Here is an 18021-nt window from a genome sequence, read left to right as displayed (position 1 = left end):
GGGGCGTCGGCAGGCGGTGGCTAGCATAAACCACTCGCCGGGCGGGCGACAGGGTGAGGCAAAGAGACCTCGGTGAGCGGCTTGCCGCCGCCGGGTCAGAACTGCTCCGGCGGCGGCACAGTGGTCTATTCGCCATCGACTCGGGGTGTCGGGCGGCTTATTCGAGCGTGAAGCCGACCTTGACGGTGACCTGCCAGTGGGCGACACGGCCGTCTTCGATATGGCCGCGGGTATCGACCACTTCGAGCCAGCGCATGCCGTGCACGCTTTGGCTGGCGCGTTCGAGGGCCTGGTTCACCGCATCTTCGATGCTTACGGTGGATGAACCAGTCAGCTCGATATGCTTGTAGACGTGGGACATGGGTCACTCCTTTGCCGTGGAAAAGGCCCCGGCTGACGCCGAGGCTCTGTCGCCAGTATAGGCATCAAGGCGGGCCCGTCCGCAAGCCGAAGGCAGGAGCGCCTGAGCGCTGTCTCCTCCCTTCGGCCTTGCCGGGCGCTGGTTCAGCGGTGCCCGTCTCTATCTGTGCTCGATCCATGCCCGGCCCGTGTCGCGGCCTACGCCTGGCGGGTCAGCCGCGCATAGAAGAAGCCGTCGTGGCCGTGCTCGCGCGGCAGCAACTGACGTCCGGCGCCTGCGACGCGTCCCCAGGCCAGGTCCTCTGGCGTGCTGGCCACGGCATCCGGCGTGCGCGCGAGGAAGGCCGCGATCTGCTCGGCATTCTCCTCGGGTAGCACCGAGCAGGTGGCGTATACCAGGGTGCCGCCGGGGGCCAGGGTCTGCCACAGGTTGTCGAGCAGCTTGGCCTGCAGGGCGGCCAGTTGGCCGATATCCTCAGGCCGGCGCAGCTGCTTGATGTCGGGGTGACGGCGGATCACGCCGCTGCCGGAGCAGGGGGCATCGAGCAGAATGGCGTCAAAGGGGACGCCGTCCCACCAGTCCTGCTCGCTGGCATCGGCGGCGCTGACCTGGGCTGAAAGACCGAGGCGCTCCAGGGTGGCCTCGACGCGCTGCAGGCGCTCGGCGCTGCTGTCCAGGGCGCGCAGCGAGATATCGAAGGCTTCGAGCAGGTGAGCGGTCTTGCCGCCGGGCGCACAGCAGGCGTCCAGTACCCGAGCCCCCGGACGAGGCGCCAGGGCTGGGCCGAGCAGCTCCACGGCGAGCTGGGCGGCCTCGTCCTGAACGCTCACTTCGCCCTCGGCGAAACCGGGCAGCGCGCTGACGTCGCAGGGCGCTTCTAGGGTCAGGCCATCCGGGGCATGCTGGCAGGGCCGGGCGTCGATATCGGCTTCGCGCAGGCGCTCCAGGTAGGCTTCCTGGCTGGAACGGCGCCGGTTGACCCGCAGCGTCATCGGCCCTGGCTGGTTGTTGGCGATGGCGATCTCGCGCCAGTCGTTCGGCCACGCCTGGCGCAGCGCCTTGAGCCACCAGACCGGATGCAGCAAGGCGACCGCCGGGTCACGGTCGACCTTGGCCTGCATTTCGCTGGCCTCGCGCTGCAGCCGGCGCAGGCAGCCATTGAGTACGCGGGTCGCCCAGGCCTTGTTGAGCAGGCGGGCGGCGCCGGCGGTTTCGCCGACGGCGGCGTGGGCCGGGATACGGAGGTAGAGGAGCTGATAGATGCCCACCAGCAGCAGCGCCTGGATATCGGTGTCGCGCGCCTTGAAGGGACTTCTCAACAGCACGCCGGCCAGCGCCTCGAGGCGAGGCAGGGTGCGGCAGACGCCATAGCAGATCTCGCGCAGCAGCGCCCGGTCGCGGGGCGCCACACGGCTGTCGTCGAGACCGGCAAGTGATCCCTTGGCATTGAGGATCGGCACCAGCGCGCGAGCCGCTTCGGCGCGCAGCCCCTGGCCGCCCTGGGCGTCTGCGGATGCCTGTCGCTGGCCCTTGCCGGGGCGGCGCTTGCCACCGTTGGCATTCTGGCGGCGTTTGTCCTTGGCCTGACTCATGAAGAGGTCTCCTGGTTATTGCCACCAAGCTGAGTGCCCGTCGCGAAACGCTCGCCGCGAGCGTTGAGCAGGTCACGAGCGGCCAGCGGCTTGCCGCCGGGTAACTGGGCGCGGGTGACCCTCAGCACTTCCTTGCCGTTTGCCCCGCAAGCCACGCGCAGGGCGTCGGCAGCAGCGGGTAAGAGGGTGCCGGGGGCGGCGTCAGGGTCATCGGCTTGCGTCTGACCGGGCTCGGCCAGCCACAGCCGGAGCGGCTCGCCGGCGAGCCGCGTCCAGGCCACTGGCCAGGGGTTGAAGGCGCGTACCTTGGCGGCCAGCGCCGCTGCCGGTGCGGTGAAATCGACCTCACCTTCGGCCTTGGAGAGCTTGGCAGCGTAGGTCACGCCGTCTTGCGGCTGTGGCGTGGCGGTCAGGCCGGGGCCGGCGAGGGCATCCAGCGCCGTGACGATCGCTTCGCCGCCGAGTGCCGCCAGCCGGTCATGCAGGTCGCCGCCGGTGATGCTGGCATCCAGCGGCAGGCGCCGCTCGAGCAGCATGGCGCCGGTATCCAGCCCGGCATCCATCTGCATGATGGTCACGCCGCTTTGCGAATCACCGGCCTCGATGGCGCGCTGGATCGGGGCGGCACCCCGCCAGCGCGGCAGCAGCGAGGCATGGATGTTCAGACAGCCCATCGGCGGGATGTCGAGCACCGCCTGAGGCAGCAGCAGCCCGTAGGCCACCACCACCATGATGTCGGCGTCGATGGCGGCCAGTTCGGCCTGGGCATCGGCGTCTTTGAGCGAGGCGGGCTGGTAGACCGGCAGGCCGTGTTCCAGCGCTCGCGCCTTGACGGGGCTCGGGGTCAGCTTGCGGCCGCGCCCGGCGGGGCGGTCGGGCTGGGTATAGACGGCCACCACCTGATGCTCGCTTGAGAGCAGAGCATCGAGGCTTGCCGCGGCGAAATCGGGAGTGCCGGCGAAGATCACACGCAGGGGTCGGGTCATGAAAGGCCTTGCTGGGTCAAAAACGATCAGAGTGGGCGACAGCATAGCGTACCGCCGCCGACAACGACGAAGGCCGGCCGCGTCAGGGTGACGGGGCCGGCCTTCTGCAGGCCAGAACCTGGCCTGCGTCCGTAAGGGCTGGCGCTCAGGCGGGCTGCATCTGACGGTGGCGCTTCTGCATTTTCTTCATTACCCGGTCACGCTTGAGCGGTGACAGGTAATCGACGAACAGTCGACCTTCCAGGTGGTCGTATTCGTGCTGAATGCAGTGAGCCAGCAAACCGTCGGCTTCGAGCTCGTAGGGGTTGCCGTCGCGATCGGTCGCCTTCAGGTGGACGCGCAGTGCACGCGGCACCTCGGCATAGTACTCGGGGATCGACAGGCAACCTTCCTGCATTGGCTCGCGCTCATCGCCGATCGGCGTGTACTCGGGGTTGATCAGCACCAAGGGGGCGTTACGGTTCTCGCTGACGTCCATCACGATCACCCGCTTGTGCACGTCGACCTGGCTTGCCGCCAGACCGATGCCTTGGGCGTCGTACATGGTCTCCAGCATGTCGTCGACCAGTTGACGGATGTCGTCATCGACGGCGTCTACCGCCACCGCCTGAGTGCGCAGGCGCTCGTCCGGGAACTCGAGGATGGGTAACTTGGCCATGACGTTGAAATCACCGTGGGTAAAATTCTGAGATATTAATCGTATTGTAGTGGCCGGACCCGGCGAACGGAACCGCTATCCATCTTATGGTCACGATAGTACGCAACTATGTGGCAGCCCAGTGGCAACTCTATGATAGGTGCTTCGCTGGCCGCCTCACTGAGTGCACGAAGCCCGTTCACGGACGCCGGGTGTGTATGCTGGGTACGCTAGGGTTTTCGACTGTGCTGTGGCGCGCCGTTGGGCGTGGCCGAGGCGCAGCGCCAGGGATACACTGATGGCGGCAACGACTTTTAACCAGATGCCTGGCCGCGCGCCGAGGGTGAGGGAGCAGGAAATGACGCAAGCACGGCGGCAGTCCAGACGAATCCTCGAGGGACTGGGCAATGCCATCGGCATGGGGCGTGGCGATGACCCAGATGTTAAGCCGCTTGCCGCCGCCCGATGGTCGGGGGTCGTGGTGGTGCTGGTCTTGGGGCTGCTCGCGGCGGGCCTTGCGCATGCTCAAGAACGAATGCTGCGCGACGATGCCCCCCAGCGCTACACCGTGGTTCGCGGCGATACCCTCTGGGACATTTCCGGGCGCTTCTTGAACCACCCCTGGCAGTGGCCTCAGGTCTGGCGGGTCAATCCGCAGATCGCCAACCCGCACCTGATCTATCCGGGTGATGTGATCGTCATTCGCGACTGTGACGGCCGCCCTTGCCTGGGGCTCGAACGCGGCCAGAACGTGGTCAGGCTGTCACCCGAGATAAAGCGCATCCCGCGGCGTGAGGCCATCCCGCCGCTCCCCCTCGAAGTGGTCGAGAACTTTCTGACGCGGCATCGCATCGTCGATGCCTCGGTCAATCTGAACGAGCAGCCCTATGTGGTCGCCAGCGGCGACAAGCGGCTGATCAGCGGTGCCGGCGATAGCGTGTTCGTGCGCGGCGACCTGAGGCGCGATGCTCGCTACGGCATTTATCGGCCCGGCGAGGTCTATCGCGATGCCCAGGGCGCCTTTCTCGGCCAGGAGTTGATCAGCATCGGCGAAGGCCGCCTGTCCCGTCGTGAGGGCGAGTTCAACCAGTTTGCGCTGCTCAGCTCCCGCCAGGAGGTGCGCGACGGCGACCTGGTGATGCCGCTCGAGCAGCTCGAGTTGACCGGCGAATTCCACCCTCGCCCGCCTGAACGGGCGGTCGAGGGGCGCATTCTGGCCGTGCCGGGTGGCGTTCGCTTCATTGGCCGGCTGCATGTCGTGGCGCTGGATGCCGGCACCCAGGATGGTGTCCGGCCCGGCAATGTGCTGACCATCCAGCAGCAGGGCGAGCTGGTCAGCGATCCCCGAATCGGAGAGCCGGTACGCCTGCCGGGCGTCGATGCCGGCCTGGTGATGGTCTTTCGCAGCTACGACCGGGTCAGCTACGGCCTGGTCATGGAAGCCAATCGCACTCTCGAGGTCGGGGACCGCGTGCACACCCCCGATTCGATGGACCTGTATTCATCGAGGTGAGCTGATACCGCCAAGTCATTAGCTCTTCAATCAGTCATTAGCTCTCAATCAAGAGGATGCGTGATGACGGCCAAGGATTGGCTAGTGCTATCGCTGCTGCCGGGGCTTGGGCCTCGGCGCATTCAGGCTCTGCGCGAGCGCGCACCCGACTGGCCCGATGGCTGGTTGGCGCTGCTGCCGAAACCCGCTGCCACTGCGCTCAGGCTGTGGCTCGACCATCCCGACCGCAGCCCGCTGGCGCCTGCCATCGAAGCCCTGGATAGCTGGCTTGCCGCTTCCCCCCATCATGCCTTTCTGCACCCCGGCCACTCGTATTGGCCGCCATTGCTCGACGAACTGCCCGATCCCCCCGTCGTGCTGTGGGCCAGCGGCGACCTTGCGGCCCTGACGCCACCGGCACTGGCCATTGTCGGCTCCCGCCGGCCCACCCGCGATGGTTTCGATAGCGCCGCTGCCTTTGGCCGCGACCTGGCGGGCCAGGGTTATACCATCGTCAGCGGCATGGCGCTGGGCATCGACGGTTCCGCCCAACGAGCGGCCCTGGATGCCGGCGGCGCGAGCGTGGCGGTGCTGGGCTGTGGCGTCGATGTGGTCTACCCGCCGCGCCATGAAGGGCTGCACCGCCGGCTGCAGGGCGAGGGCGGCTTGCTGCTATCGGAACACCCGCCGGGAACGCGGGCCCGTCCGGCGTTCTTTCCCCGCCGCAATCGCATCGTCACCGGCTTGTCGCTCGGGGTGCTGGTGGTCGAGGCCGCCGAAAAAAGCGGCTCGCTGGTCAGCGCCCGACTTGCCATGGAGCAGAACCGCGAGGTCTTTGCCCTGCCAGGCTCGATCCACAATCCCCAGGCCCGGGGCTGCCTGGGGCTGATTCGTCAGGGCGCGACCCTGGTAACCGGTATCGAGGATATCCTGGCAGAGCTGCCCGCCTGGGATGGGACATCGGCTCGCGGCTCGGTGGATGCCGCTGCTAAGGCCAGCCAGATGACGCCTACGACGGCGAGCAGCGATGCGGCTGCCCAGGACCCGCTGCTCGAGCTATTGAGTGAGCGGCCCACGCCGCTGGATGTGCTGGTCGAGTTTACCGGCAAGGATGTCGGCCACTGTCAGCGGCGGCTGCTGGAGCTTGAAATCGAGGGCTTGGTCACCCAGGCCGTGGGCGGCTGGGTTCGCCTCTCCGGACGTCTTCTCTAAGCGCGGAGCGCCCCCTTGGGCGGGGCGCCCATGTTAAACTTTGTCCCAGTGGCTCCCGCTACCCAGTACTTTCGATATTCAGTACTTTCGATGCCCAGCTCCTTCGAGACCCCGTTCTTACGAGAAATAGGATCGCCGATGACCGACACTCCCGCTCTCGACCCCGCCCTCAAGGCCGCAGTGGATGCCCTGGACGCCGGTGGCGTGATTGCCTACCCGACCGAAGCGGTCTGGGGCCTTGGCTGTGATCCCGACAACGAGCGGGCGTTGACGGCGCTGCTGCGCCTGAAGGAGCGCGATCCGGCCAAGGGACTGATTCTGATCGCCGGCCACATCTCACAGCTTGCCCCCTGGCTCGAAGGCCTGCCCGCCGAGCTGCATGGCCCCCTGGTGTCAAGCTGGCCCGGCCCCAACACCTGGCTGGTGCCGGACAATGGTCGTTCGCATTGCCTGCTGCGCGGCTGCCACCAGAGCGTGGCTGTGCGGGTCAGCGATCATCCGCTGGTGGCCAGACTCTGCGAGGCCTATGGCGGCCCCATCGTCTCGACCTCGGCCAACCGCGCCGGTGAGCCGCCAGCGCTTAGCGCCGAAACGGTGCGCGAGACCCTCGGCGATGGCCTCGCGGCGATTCTCGATGGCCCGCTTGGCGAGCACCCGCGGCCGAGCACCATCCGCGACCTGGTCAGCGGTCGCGTGCTGCGAGACTGAAAGCCCGGCGGCGACGCACGAGGTTCGAGCGCTGCCGCGGTGACCCTTATCCCCACTTTCAAGCTGTGAATGGAGGCCGTGTGGCACACGCCCATCTCGATGCCGTCAAGACTTACCTGCTCGACCTGCAGGATCGCCTCTGCGCTGGGCTGTCCGCCGAGGACGGTGCCGCCGATTTTCGTGAAGATGCCTGGGACCGCCCCTCCGGTGGCGGCGGCCGTTCACGGGTGATCGAGAACGGCGCGGTGTTCGAGAAGGGAGGCGTCAATTTCTCCCATGTGTATGGCGCCGAACTGCCTCCTTCTGCCAGCGCGGCCCGCCCCGAGCTTGCCGGTCGCAGCTTCCACGCGGTTGGCGTGTCCTGGGTGCTGCACCCGACCAACCCGCATGTGCCGACCAGCCACGGCAATGTGCGCTTCTTCATCGCCGAGAAAGAGGGCGAGCCCCCGGTCTGGTGGTTCGGCGGCGGCTACGACCTGACGCCCTTCTATCCGGTGTTCGAGGACGTGGTGCACTGGCATCGGGTCGCCAGGGACGCCTGCGCGCCCTTCGGTGAGGGTGTCTATACCCGCTACAAGACCTGGTGCGATGAATACTTCTACTTGAAGCATCGCGATGAGACCCGCGGCGTGGGTGGGCTCTTCTTCGATGACCTCAACGAGGGCGGCTTCGATGACTGCTTCGCCTTCCAGCGATCGGTAGGCGACAGCTTTCTCGACGCCTACCTGCCGATCGTCAAGCGCCGCCGCGAAGAGGACTATGGCGAGCAGGAGCGCAACTTCCAGCTCTACCGGCGCGGCCGCTACGTGGAGTTCAATCTGGTCTGGGACCGAGGCACCCTGTTTGGCCTGCAGAGCGGCGGGCGCACCGAATCGATTCTGATGTCGATGCCGCCGGTGGTGCATTGGCACTACGGTTGGACGCCGGAACCGGGCAGTCCCGAAGACGTGCTCTATCAGGATTATCTGCGGCCCCGTGACTGGCTCGCCGAAGCTGGGGAAACCGAGCAAGCTGAGAAAGCCGAGCAGACCGGGGAGGGCGAGGCATGAGCGATCGCTACTGCGTGTTCGGCCATCCTATTGGCCATTCCAAGTCGCCGCAGATCCACACGGCATTTGCCGCCCAAAGCGCCGACACCATGACCTATACCGCCATCGAGGCCCCCAAAGATGACTTCGCCGGCGCCTGGCGGGAGTTCGTGGCGGCGGGCGGTCGCGGCGCCAACGTTACCGTGCCCTTCAAGGAAGACGCCTTTCGGCTCTGCGAGGAGCTTAGCCCCCGGGCCCGGCGCGCCGGGGCGGTGAATACCCTGGTGCTTGGCAAGGATGGCCGCACCTTCGGTGACACCACCGACGGCATTGGCCTGGTGCGGGATCTTCAGTACCACGGCGTCATCCTGGCCGGAGCGCGGGTGCTGGTGCTGGGCGCCGGCGGCGCGGTGCGCGGGGTGATCGAGCCGCTGCTGGCCGAAGGCCCCGCCGAGGTGATGATCGCCAACCGCACGGCCGAGAAGGCGGCTGGCCTGGCCACCGACTTTGCCGCACTGAATGACGGCCAGACTCGACTGCATGGCGGAGGCTTCGACGCCGTGACAGGACCCTTCGATGTAGTGGTCAATGGCACCAGCGCGAGCCTTGGCGGCGACCTGCCGCCGCTTCCCGATGACCTGTTCGCCCCCGGTGCCACCGCCTACGACATGATGTATGGCGCCAAACCGACGGTGTTTCTTGTCTGGGCATCCGAGCGCGGCGCACGTCCGGTAGATGGACTGGGCATGCTCGTCGAGCAGGCCGCCGAGTCCTTCTATCAGTGGCGTCAGCGCCGTCCCGATACCGCGCCGGTGCGGGAGATGCTGCGCCAGGCGCTTACCGATAACGCCTAGGCGCCATCGCCACTCGCTCTCGTCAGGTGAGCTCTGCCCACCAAGCAAAAGCCCGCCGATCATCGGATCGGCGGGCTTTTTGATGTAGAGCCCTCAGCTAATGTAGAGCCCTCAGCTAATGTAGAGCCTTCAGCGTTTTGTAGTGCAGAGCCTTCAGCGTTTTGTGATGAGAGCCCTCAGCGTTTCTTGATACAGAGCCTTCAGCGTTTTTTGCTATATAGCCCCGCCATGGTCAGGCCAAGCCCCAGCATCGACAGCGCAAGACTGCCGTTCACCAGCCAGGGTGCACGGACGACCCAGGGCACGAAGGGCTGAGGCGTGTCGCGACAGACCCCGTCCAGATAGTCCCAATGGCCGCCGTCGAGCACACAGTCACGCACGTCGCCGAGTTCCAGAAAGTAGAGCCCGAGCAGGACGAAGACCGGCAGGATCAGCAGGATCAGGCCTATGCGCAGCAGCAGCCGGCGCGTCATCTAGGAGCGGCTGCAGTTGGGCGTCTTGCCGGCGCGGCGTGCTTGTTCAAAGCGGGGCAGGGCCTCGTTCATGCTGGCCTCGAGGCCCTCGATGCGCTGGTTGTTGCTTGGGTGCGTGGACATCCATACCGGTGGCTGGCTGCCGCCTGCCTGGCTCATCTTCTCCCACAGGGTCACGCTGGCACGAGGATCGAAGCCGGCATCGGCCATCAGCTGAATACCCAGCTTATCCGCTTCGCTTTCGTGACTGCGCGAGAAGGGCAGCATGATACCGTACTGAGCCCCTGCGCCGAGAGCGCCCATGATGGCGTCTCCCTGGGGCCCCTGGATGCCGGCGGCGCTCTGGATCACCGATAGGCCGAGCTGGGTGGCCTGCTGGGTCGACACGCGTTCGTTGGCGTGGCGCGCCAGCACGTGAGAGACCTCGTGGCCGATCACCGCGGCCAGCTGATCCTGGTTGCTGGCGATATCGAGCAGGCCGGTGTTCACGCCGATATAGCCGCCGGGCAGGGCGAAGGCGTTGGCCGAGGGATCATCGAAGACCTTGACCTCCCAGTTCGGCGCCAGGTCCGAAGAGGGCAGTTCGGCGACGATGGCATTCGATACGCACTGCACGTAGTTCAGGGTGGCGCCGCCCACCGTCGGCAGCTTCTGCTGGTACTGCTCGAAGGTTTGTGCGCCCATCTGATTGAGCTGCTGGTCGGACACCAGCGTCAGCTGTTGTCGTCCGGTGGGGGAGCTCGAACAGGCCGCCAGGGCCAGACTCAATGCACCCACGGCCATTCCTTGTATCCAACGCATTCTGATTTCCTCCTAGGGCCGGCAGCGGAAGGTTCGCTGGACGGCATATCGTCGTTTGCCACAAGATACTCCGATCGTTTGCGCGGTAAAACCGCGACGTCTGCAACCAAGGAGAGACTGCATGGAGGACGCTCTGGCCCGGCGGCTACTTGAGATGATGGAACGGGTGGAGCCGTGGCTGCCGCCCGCCTCGGCCGAGATCGACTGGCAGCATGACATGGCGGCCCTGTGGCAGCGCCATGCCCTGGGTGGTCAACTGGTGCCGGTTCCGCCTCGGGACGCGCTTAGCCTCGATGACTTGCTGGGTATCGAGCGACAGAAGCGGGCGCTGGTCGACAATACCCGCGCCTTTTTGCGCGGCTATCCCGCCAACCATGCCCTGCTGTGGGGCGCCCGAGGCAGTGGCAAGTCGTCGCTGGTGAGGGCCCTGCTCAATGGCCTGGCCCCCGAAGGGCTGCGTCTGGTACAGGTCGACCGCCACGACCTGGCGGGCCTGCCGAGCCTGGTGGCCCAGCTGCGCAACGAGCCGCATCGTTTCGTGGTGTATTGCGACGACCTGTCCTTCGAGGGCAACGACGATGCCTACAAGGCGCTGAAGAGCGTGCTCGACGGTGCCATCACCGGCCCGCCCGACAATGTGCTGCTCTATGCCACCTCCAACCGCCGCCATCTGCTGCCGGAATCGATGAGCGACAATCAGGAGACCCGGGTGGTGAACGATGAGCTGCATCACGGCGATGCCGTCGAGGAGAAAATCTCGCTATCCGATCGCTTCGGCCTTTGGCTGGCCTTCCATCCCTTCAGCCAGGACGCCTACCTGGAGACCTGCCAGCACTGGATCGCCCATCTCGGCGCCGCCGAGGACTGGTCGCCCGAGGCCCGCGCCGAGGCAGTGCGCTTCGCTACCCTGCGTGGTGGCCGCAGCGGGCGCATCGCCTGGCAGTTTGCCTGCCAGTGGGTCGGTAACCGGCGCCTCAAGGCCGACACCTGAGCGAGCCTGTCAGTAACGCTAGCCACTCGCCTTGAAAACCACAGCCCCCGCCGGAGCGAGTCCGACGGGGGCTGTTTGATGCGCCAGGCATGAATGGCTGCCTAGCGGCGGTTCTTGCGGGCTTCCTTGGTCCGGCCCAGCTCGCGCTTCTTGGCCTTCTCGCGGTCGCCGGCGCCGGCCATGTTGTCATACGGGTTCTTGCCGGAGCGGAACTCGAAGCGGATCGGTGTGCCACGCACCTTGAGCACCTTGCGGAAGGTGTTGGTCAGGAAGCGTTTGTAGGCTTCCGGCAGCGACTCGGTCTGGTTGCCGTGCACGACGATGATCGGCGGATTGCTGCCGCCCTGGTGGGCCATGCGCAGCTTGATCCGGCGGCCATGAACCAGCGGCGGCTGATGCTCGGTGACCGCATCCTGCAGGATGTTGGTCAGGCGATTGGTCGACCAGTGGCTGTTGGCGGAGGCAAAGGCGCGGTCGATGGACGGATACAGATCGCCCACCGCGGTGCCGTGCAGCGCCGAAATGAAGTGCATCTCGGCGTAGTCGGCGAAGCCCAGGCGGCGCTTGATCTGAGCGCGCATCTTCTCCTTGGCCTCGGCCTCCAGGCCGTCCCACTTGTTGACCGCCAGCACCAGGGCACGGCCGGACGTCAGCACGTAGTCCAGCAGGTGCAGGTCCTGCTCGACCAGGCCAGAGCGCGCATCCAGTACCATGATGGCGACATGGCATTCCTTGATGGCGTCCAGCGTCTTGATGATCGAGAACTTCTCGGCGATCTGGGTGACGTTCTTGCGCCGGCGAACCCCGGCGGTGTCGACCAGCACATAGGGCTTGCCGCGACGCTCGAAGGGAATCTCGATGGCGTCGCGGGTCGTGCCCGCTTCATCGAAGACCACGACCCGCTCTTCGCCCAGCAGGCGATTGACCAGGGTCGACTTGCCGACGTTGGGCCGGCCGATCACGCCGATGCGTACCCCATTGCTGAGATCCGGCGGCGCGGCGTTGGCCTCGCGCTCGGGGAAGGGCGCAAGCACTTCCTCGATCAGTGCGGTGACGTTGCGGCCATGGGCGGCGGCGATCGGGCGCGGATCGCCGATGCCCAGCCCCCAGAAGTCACCCGAGGCCGTGTCTTCATCCAGGCCGTCGGTCTTGTTGACCACCAGCCAGGTCTTCTTCTGATTGACGCGCAGGTGGTTGGCGATGGCCTCGTCGGCGACGTTCAGGCCGGCGCGACCGTCGACCATGAACAGCACGATGTCGGCCTCGTCGATGGCCAGCAGCGACTGTTCGGCCATGGCGGCGTCGATGCCTTGCTCGTCGCCGCTGATGCCGCCGGTATCGATCACCGTGTAGGTCTTGTCGCCGAGCGCCCCGTTGCCGTATTTGCGGTCACGGGTAAGGCCCGGGAAGTCGGCCACCAGGGCGTCCCGCGAGCGGGTCAGGCGGTTGAAGAGCGTGGACTTGCCGACATTGGGTCGGCCGACCAGGGCGATGACAGGATTCATGGTAGTTCGCGGATCTCCAGCGCCTCTAGGCGCCCGTCGTTGGCCAGCGCATGGATGCGGCGACCGTCAGTGAGGGGGCGCAGGCTGATGCCCGAGCTATCGATGTGCTCGCGACCGGCCAGTTGGCCGTCGGTGGCATCGAGCAGGTGCACATAGCCTTCGAAGTCGCCGAGGACCAGCTTGCCGTCGGCAAAGGCAGGCGCCGTCAGTTGGCGGCCTTCGAGGACATTGCTGCGCCATTTGATTTGGCCGGACAGGGCGTCCAGTGCCAGCACGTGGCTGGCGTCGTCGATGACGTAAAGGGTATCGCCGACTAGCAGCGGTGACAGGTAGCTCGAAATCTCGCGCTCCCACAGGGTCTCGCCGCTCTGGGCTTCCATGGCCACCAGGCGGCCGTGATAGCTGGTCAGATAGAGGCGGCCATCGCGGGTCAGCAGCGGTTCGCCGTCGAGGTCGATCAGGCGATCCACTTCGCTGCGGCCCTTGGGCACGGCGATACGCTGCTCCCAGAGTGCCTGACCGCTGCGGTTGTCGATGGTGGCGACGCGGCCGTTGGCGAAGCCGGCGAAGGTGACCGGCTCGATGACTCTGGGCGTGCCGGTGCCACGCAGAGTCAAGGCGGGGTCGCTGGTGGTATAGACCCATAGCTCGGCGCCGCTGTCGCGCTCGAACGCCGTGACGCTGCCGTCGACGCTCTGTGCTACCAGCAGCTGCTGGTTGGGCTGGGGCGCGGCCAGCACTTCGCTGGGTGTACGCGAGCGCCAGAGCACCTTGCCGTCGGCCTGGTCGATGGCCAGCACTTCGCCGTTGCGCGTGCCCAGGTAGAGCCGGTCGGCCACGGCGGTCAGGCCGCTGGACACCGGGTTATCCAGCTCCACCGTCCAGCGCCGCTCGCCGCTCTCGGCGTTGATGGCCATCAGCTCGCCTTCGGCGTCGGCGGCGAACAGGGTGTCACCGTCCAGGGACGGGCTGATCGGATAGCGTGCCTCGCCGAGGCCGTCGCCGACCTGCACCGACCAGAGGCCGTCGAGGGTCACGCTCTCGGAGAAGTTGGTCAGCTCCTTGGGCGGCGTCTCGGGTTCCACCTGACCGGCACAGCCGGCGAGCAGGCTAAGTGACGCCAGCGCGATCACCAGAGTCGATTTCATAGCGTGGCTTCCTCTGCACCGAGATTGTCGAGCTTGAGCTGGGTACCGAACAGCGGCTGACCGCTGGCTTCGGCGGTGGCCAGGGCTTCGCGATAGGCCTCGCGGGCATCCTCGCGGTTGCCGAGCGCCAGTTGGGCGTCGCCACGCAGGTCCATGCGCTGGGCGCTGAGGGCCTGGCTGTCGATGGCGTCGAGGCTGGCAAGGGCGGCGTCGGCATCGTCATCGGCCAGCTGCAAGCGCGCCAGACGCAGCCGCGCCAGGTCCTTGAGATAGGCACGATCGCTCGATTCGATCAGCTGGGACAGGGCGTCACGGGCGCCGGTCAGGTCACCGTCGGACACCGCCAGGCGTGCTTCGATCAGGGTGGCAAGGTCGGCGTAGAGGCTGCCGCCGTGCTCGTCGTTGAGCGCCGTGATCTGCTCGCGGGCCTGGGTCAGGGCAGCGTCTTCGAGCGTCGGCTGGCTGGCCAGGGTCAGCAGCTGCTGGTAGCGCACGGACGCGGCTTCGGCCTGGTTGGCCTGATAGCTTTCCCAGGCCTTCCAGCCGAAGATCCCGGCGGCGGCGATCACCACGCCGGCAATCAGCGAGGTTCCGTTTTCCTTCCACCAGCGCTTGATGGCCTCTAGCTGTTCTTCTTCGGTGTTCAGCTCCGCCACGGGCGGTCTCCTTGCGTCAGTGACCCCCGCACCGGCAGCCGGTGCGGGGGTGGGCATCATGGATGATCAGGCGTGGCCCAGCGGCCGGTCGACCAGCGCCGGCAGGACCTCGGCGAGCGTGTCGCGGGACAGGCGCTGCTGCTCCCGGTCTTCGCGCAGGAACTTGACGGTCACGGCATTTTCGGCGAGTTCTTCTTCGCCGATCAATAGCGCCAGTCGGGCGCCGCTCTTGTCGGCTTTCTTGATCTGGCTCTTGAAGCTGCCGCCGCCGCAGTGGACCTGGGCGCGCAGGCCAGGCAGCGCGCCGCGCAGTTCCTCGCCGAGCAGCAGGGCGCTGCGGGTGGCTGCGGCGTCCATACCCAGCACATAGGCATCCAGCGGCGGGCGGGCCTCGTCGGGGACCAGCTCGAGGGTCTCGAGTAGCAGGATCAGCCGCTCGACGCCCATGGCGAAGCCGACCGCGGGGGTCGGCTTGCCGCCCAGCTGTTCGACCAGGCCGTCGTAGCGGCCGCCGGCACAGACCGTGCCCTGGCTACCGAGCGCGGTGGTGGTCCACTCGAAGACGGTGCGCGAATAGTAGTCGAGGCCGCGCACCAGCCGCGGGTTGATCACGTAATCGATACCGGCGGCATCGAGAATCGCGGTCAGCTCTTCGAAGTGGCTGCGGGATTCCTCGTCGAGGTGATCCATCAGCTTGGGCGCGCCCTCGATGACGTCGGCCATCGCCGGATTCTTGGAATCCAGGATGCGCATCGGGTTGCTGGCCAGGCGGCGCTGGGAGTCCTCGTCGAGCGCGTCGAGGTGCTGCTCGAAGTAGGCCACCAGCAGATCGCGGTAGGCGGCGCGGGCATCGATGGAGCCCAGCGAGTTCAGCTCCAGGGTGACGTGCTTGTCGAGGCCGAGCTGCTTCCACAGCCGCGCCGACAGCAGAATGACCTCGGCGTCGATGTCCGGGCCTTCCAGGCCGTAGGTCTCGATGCCGACCTGGTGGAACTGCCGGTAGCGGCCCTTCTGGGGGCGCTCGTGACGGAACATCGGGCCCTGATACCACAGGCGCTGGGTCTGGTTGTGCAGAAGGCCCTGCTGCATGGCCGCGCGCACGCAGCTCGCCGTGCCCTCGGGACGCAGCGTCAGGCTGTCGCCGTTGCGGTCCTCGAAGGTGTACATCTCTTTCTCGACGATGTCGGTGACTTCGCCGATCGAGCGTTTGAACAGCGCGGTCTGTTCGACCACCGGAGTGCGGATCTCGTCATAGCCGTAGCGGCCCATCAGCGCACGAACCTGGCCCTCGAAGTACTGCCAAAGGGGCGACTGGTCCGGCAGCAGGTCGTTCATGCCACGGATGGCCTGGATCTTCTTACTCAATGCTTGCTCCTTGAGGGGGTCGTCGGGATCAGGCGTCCCGGGCGATAACGTCCTGCTCGGCCTGCTCCTTGAGGCGAACCCGTTCACGGATCAGCGCTTCGAGGTCGTCGATCAGATGATCGTTGCGCAGCTTGCTGGCCGGCTTGCCGTCGAGATAGACGAGGTTGGCCGGCGAGCCGCCGGTCAGGCCGACATCGGTTTCCTTGGCTTCGCCGGGGCCGTTGACCACGCAGCCGATCACCGAGACATCCAGCGGGGTCATGACGTCCTCGAGGCGCTCCTCGAGGGCATTCATGGTGCCGATGACGTCGAAGTTCTGCCGCGAGCAGCTGGGGCAGGCGATAAAGTTGATGCCCTTGGCGCGCAGCTTGAGGCTCTTGAGCATGTCGAAGCCGACCTTGATCTCTTCGACCGGATCGGCGGCCAGCGACACGCGGATGGTGTCGCCGATGCCGTCCATCAATAGCATGCCCAGGCCAATCGAGGACTTCACCGTGCCCGAACGCAGGCCGCCGGCCTCGGTGATGCCCAGGTGCAGCGGCTGCTCGATGCGGCTTGCCAGGTCACGATAGGCGGCCACGGCCATGAAGACATCCGAGGCCTTGACGCTGACCTTGTACTCCTGGAAGTCGAGGCGGTCGAGGTGATCGATATGACGCATCGCCGACTCGACCAGCGCCGCCGGCGTGGGCTCGCCATATTTCTTCTGCAGGTCCTTTTCCAGGGAGCCTGCGTTGACGCCGATGCGAATCGGGATGCCGTTGTCGCGAGCGGCGCTGACCACGGCGCGGACCCGGTCCTCGCGGCCGATGTTGCCGGGGTTGATGCGCAGGCAGTCGACGCCAAGTTCGGCGACGCGCAGGGCGATCTTGTAGTCGAAGTGAATATCCGCCACCAGCGGCACATTCACCTCGCGCTTGATGCGCCCAAAGGCCTCGGCGGCGTCCATGTCCGGCACGCTGACGCGCACGATATCGGCGCCGGCGGCCTCGAGCGCCCGGATCTGGCCGACGGTCGCGGCCACGTCCAGGGTGTCGGTGTTGGTCATGCTTTGCACCGAGATCGGCGCATCGCCGCCCACGGGGACGTTGCCAACATGAATCTGACGTGAGCGGCGTCTAACGATGGGAGACTGCGCGTGCATGCGGAATCATTCTCCTAGGCTGAAGCGGGCGACGTTGTTGCTGCCGGCATACTCGTCCAGGTCGACGGGCTTGCCCTGATAGCGCAGCTCGACGCCGCTGGCATTGCCGATGGTCAGGCGGAAAGGCGGCACGCCTTCGGCACGGGCACTGCTGCCGGCCGATTGCAGGCCAACGAAGATACGATCGTCGTTGGCATCGAAGATTTCGGTCCAGGACTGCTCGTTGAAGCTCAGCTCCAGCACGTCGGGGCCGGCGGCGTCCGCTTGTGTCGAGGCGGCAGCGTTGTCGGTGTCTTCGGCGGCGTTTTCGGCGGTGTTCGCGGCGACGTCGCTTTGTTCGCTATCACCGCCAGTGGGCTGATCGCCAGCGGTGGCAGCCGATGATTGGCCGGCATCGGTAGTGCTGGCGTCATCGGTTAGGCCCATCTCGCTGTCCTCGGCGGGCAGCGGCGGCATTTCCTCGTCGATGGCGGTCTCGACGGCGGTGTCGCTACCGGCCGAGTTCGCGCCGGTCGCATCGGTGCCGCTGGTGTCGCCCTCGGCGGGCTCTTCGGTCACGGGGGTGCCGTCCAGGGTATCCACGGCCACCGGCTCGTTGTCGCTAAGGCCCGGCAGGCCGGTGCTTTCCCGGCTTTGCCACCACACCAGCGTCAGGCCGGCGAGGCCCACGATCACGACCAGGGTGACCAGCTTGACCAGCCAGGCACCAAGCCGCGAGGGCTGTTTGGCAGGTTTGACAGGCGTCACCCGTCGCTCGGTTTCAATCGAGCCGTTGATGTCACGATAGGCGTCCAGCACACCCTGCTCATCGATGCCCAGCAGGCGGGCATAGGCGCGCAGATAGCCACGCCGGTAGGCCGCCACCGGCACCTGCTCGTAGTCGTCCTTTTCCAGGCCGTAGACGACGGCGGGGCGCAAGTTCAGGGAAGTGGCGACCTCTTCCACGGAAAGCCCCTGGTTCTCGCGCTCGTTGCGCAGCATGTCACCTGGGGATGCCTGGCGGGCCGTATCGACGGTGTCGTTGTCGTGCATGTCGCTCATGACTGAGCATCCTTGATCAAAAATCAG

General features: G+C 66.4%; 18 protein-coding genes. 6 read left to right on the top strand and 12 right to left on the bottom strand.

The genetic code is table 11. The features are described 5' to 3' along the window. Positions 1 to 157: 157 nt before the first annotated feature. From BLR71_RS10465 to def, 4 genes are all read right to left on the bottom strand, one after another. The gene (locus BLR71_RS10465) at positions 158 to 361 is read right to left on the bottom strand and encodes a dodecin (RefSeq protein WP_092525849.1); all 204 of its coding nucleotides are present in this window, start codon (positions 359 to 361) and stop codon (positions 158 to 160) included. 197 nt (positions 362 to 558) lie between these two features. Next, a complete protein-coding gene (rsmB, locus tag BLR71_RS10460) occupies positions 559 to 1953 on the bottom strand; it encodes a 16S rRNA (cytosine(967)-C(5))-methyltransferase RsmB (protein WP_092525848.1) in 1395 nt (464 codons plus the stop codon). After that, entirely contained in the window at positions 1950 to 2939 is a 990-nt protein-coding gene (gene fmt / locus BLR71_RS10455) for a methionyl-tRNA formyltransferase (protein ID WP_092525847.1), read from the bottom strand. The genes rsmB and fmt overlap by 4 nt, the downstream gene beginning before the upstream one ends. Before the next feature lie 145 nt (positions 2940 to 3084). Further along, positions 3085 to 3597, bottom strand: a complete 513-nt coding sequence (gene def / locus BLR71_RS10450) for a peptide deformylase (protein WP_092525846.1) — start codon at positions 3595 to 3597, stop codon at positions 3085 to 3087. Positions 3598 to 3934: 337 nt separating this feature from the next. Here def and BLR71_RS10445 point away from each other — a divergent pair, with 337 nt between their 5' ends. The 5 genes from BLR71_RS10445 to aroE all read left to right on the top strand — a co-directional run bounded on the left by BLR71_RS10445 (position 3935) and on the right by aroE (position 8870). Beyond that, positions 3935 to 5089 carry a LysM peptidoglycan-binding domain-containing protein gene (locus BLR71_RS10445; protein WP_245696417.1) on the top strand — a complete coding sequence of 385 codons (1155 nt, stop codon included), beginning with the start codon at positions 3935 to 3937 and terminating at the stop codon, positions 5087 to 5089. Between the two features lie 63 nt (positions 5090 to 5152). Next, positions 5153 to 6280: a DNA-processing protein DprA gene (gene dprA, locus BLR71_RS10440; protein WP_092525844.1), complete on the top strand. Its 1128-nt coding sequence runs from the start codon at positions 5153 to 5155 to the stop codon at positions 6278 to 6280. A gap of 138 nt (positions 6281 to 6418) precedes the next feature. Beyond that, positions 6419 to 6988, top strand: coding sequence for an L-threonylcarbamoyladenylate synthase type 1 TsaC (tsaC, locus tag BLR71_RS10435; protein ID WP_092525842.1), 570 nt, complete (start codon positions 6419 to 6421; stop codon positions 6986 to 6988). A gap of 80 nt (positions 6989 to 7068) precedes the next feature. Continuing rightward, positions 7069 to 8037, top strand: a complete 969-nt coding sequence (gene hemF, locus BLR71_RS10430) for an oxygen-dependent coproporphyrinogen oxidase (protein ID WP_092525840.1) — start codon at positions 7069 to 7071, stop codon at positions 8035 to 8037. Beyond that, the gene (gene aroE / locus BLR71_RS10425) at positions 8034 to 8870 is read left to right on the top strand and encodes a shikimate dehydrogenase (protein WP_092525838.1); all 837 of its coding nucleotides are present in this window, start codon (positions 8034 to 8036) and stop codon (positions 8868 to 8870) included. The genes hemF and aroE overlap by 4 nt, the downstream gene beginning before the upstream one ends. 200 nt (positions 8871 to 9070) lie before the next feature. On the opposite strand, the gene BLR71_RS10420 is transcribed toward aroE, so the two are convergent. Together BLR71_RS10420 and BLR71_RS10415 are read right to left on the bottom strand one after the other, a co-directional pair. Further along, positions 9071 to 9343, bottom strand: coding sequence for a hypothetical protein (locus BLR71_RS10420; RefSeq protein WP_340147968.1), 273 nt, complete (start codon positions 9341 to 9343; stop codon positions 9071 to 9073). Then, positions 9344 to 10144, bottom strand: a complete 801-nt coding sequence (locus tag BLR71_RS10415) for a M48 family metallopeptidase (RefSeq protein ID WP_092525836.1) — start codon at positions 10142 to 10144, stop codon at positions 9344 to 9346. A 121-nt stretch (positions 10145 to 10265) separates the two neighbouring features. On the opposite strand from BLR71_RS10415, the gene BLR71_RS10410 reads away from it, so the two are divergent. Next, positions 10266 to 11135 carry an ATP-binding protein gene (locus tag BLR71_RS10410; protein WP_092525834.1) on the top strand — a complete coding sequence of 290 codons (870 nt, stop codon included), beginning with the start codon at positions 10266 to 10268 and terminating at the stop codon, positions 11133 to 11135. Between the two features lie 101 nt (positions 11136 to 11236). Here the strand turns inward: BLR71_RS10410 and der are convergent, their stop codons facing one another. From der to BLR71_RS10380, 6 genes are all read right to left on the bottom strand, one after another. Further along, a complete protein-coding gene (der, locus tag BLR71_RS10405) occupies positions 11237 to 12640 on the bottom strand; it encodes a ribosome biogenesis GTPase Der (protein WP_092525832.1) in 1404 nt (467 codons plus the stop codon). Then, complete coding sequence (bamB, locus tag BLR71_RS10400; RefSeq protein ID WP_092525830.1) at positions 12637 to 13788, bottom strand: outer membrane protein assembly factor BamB; 1152 nt, start codon at positions 13786 to 13788, stop codon at positions 12637 to 12639. The genes der and bamB overlap by 4 nt, the downstream gene beginning before the upstream one ends. Then, entirely contained in the window at positions 13785 to 14444 is a 660-nt protein-coding gene (locus tag BLR71_RS10395) for a YfgM family protein (RefSeq protein WP_092525828.1), read from the bottom strand. Before BLR71_RS10395 ends, bamB begins: the two co-directional genes overlap by 4 nt. A gap of 66 nt (positions 14445 to 14510) precedes the next feature. Continuing rightward, on the bottom strand, positions 14511 to 15809 hold the full coding sequence (hisS, locus tag BLR71_RS10390; RefSeq protein ID WP_092525826.1) for a histidine--tRNA ligase: 1299 nt from the start codon (positions 15807 to 15809) through the stop codon (positions 14511 to 14513). A 28-nt stretch (positions 15810 to 15837) separates the two neighbouring features. Then, positions 15838 to 16953 (bottom strand): flavodoxin-dependent (E)-4-hydroxy-3-methylbut-2-enyl-diphosphate synthase, encoded by a 1116-nt coding sequence (gene ispG / locus BLR71_RS10385; protein ID WP_092525824.1) that lies wholly within the window; start codon positions 16951 to 16953, stop codon positions 15838 to 15840. A gap of 6 nt (positions 16954 to 16959) precedes the next feature. Beyond that, positions 16960 to 17994, bottom strand: a complete 1035-nt coding sequence (locus BLR71_RS10380; RefSeq protein WP_092525822.1) for a RodZ domain-containing protein — start codon at positions 17992 to 17994, stop codon at positions 16960 to 16962. Positions 17995 to 18021 lie beyond the last annotated feature (27 nt).

This window comes from Onishia taeanensis, assembly GCF_900100755.1.
Lineage (GTDB): Bacteria > Pseudomonadota > Gammaproteobacteria > Pseudomonadales > Halomonadaceae > Onishia > Onishia taeanensis.
Note: the sequence above shows the minus strand (reverse complement) of the source record. Positions and strands in the feature narration are given on the sequence as shown.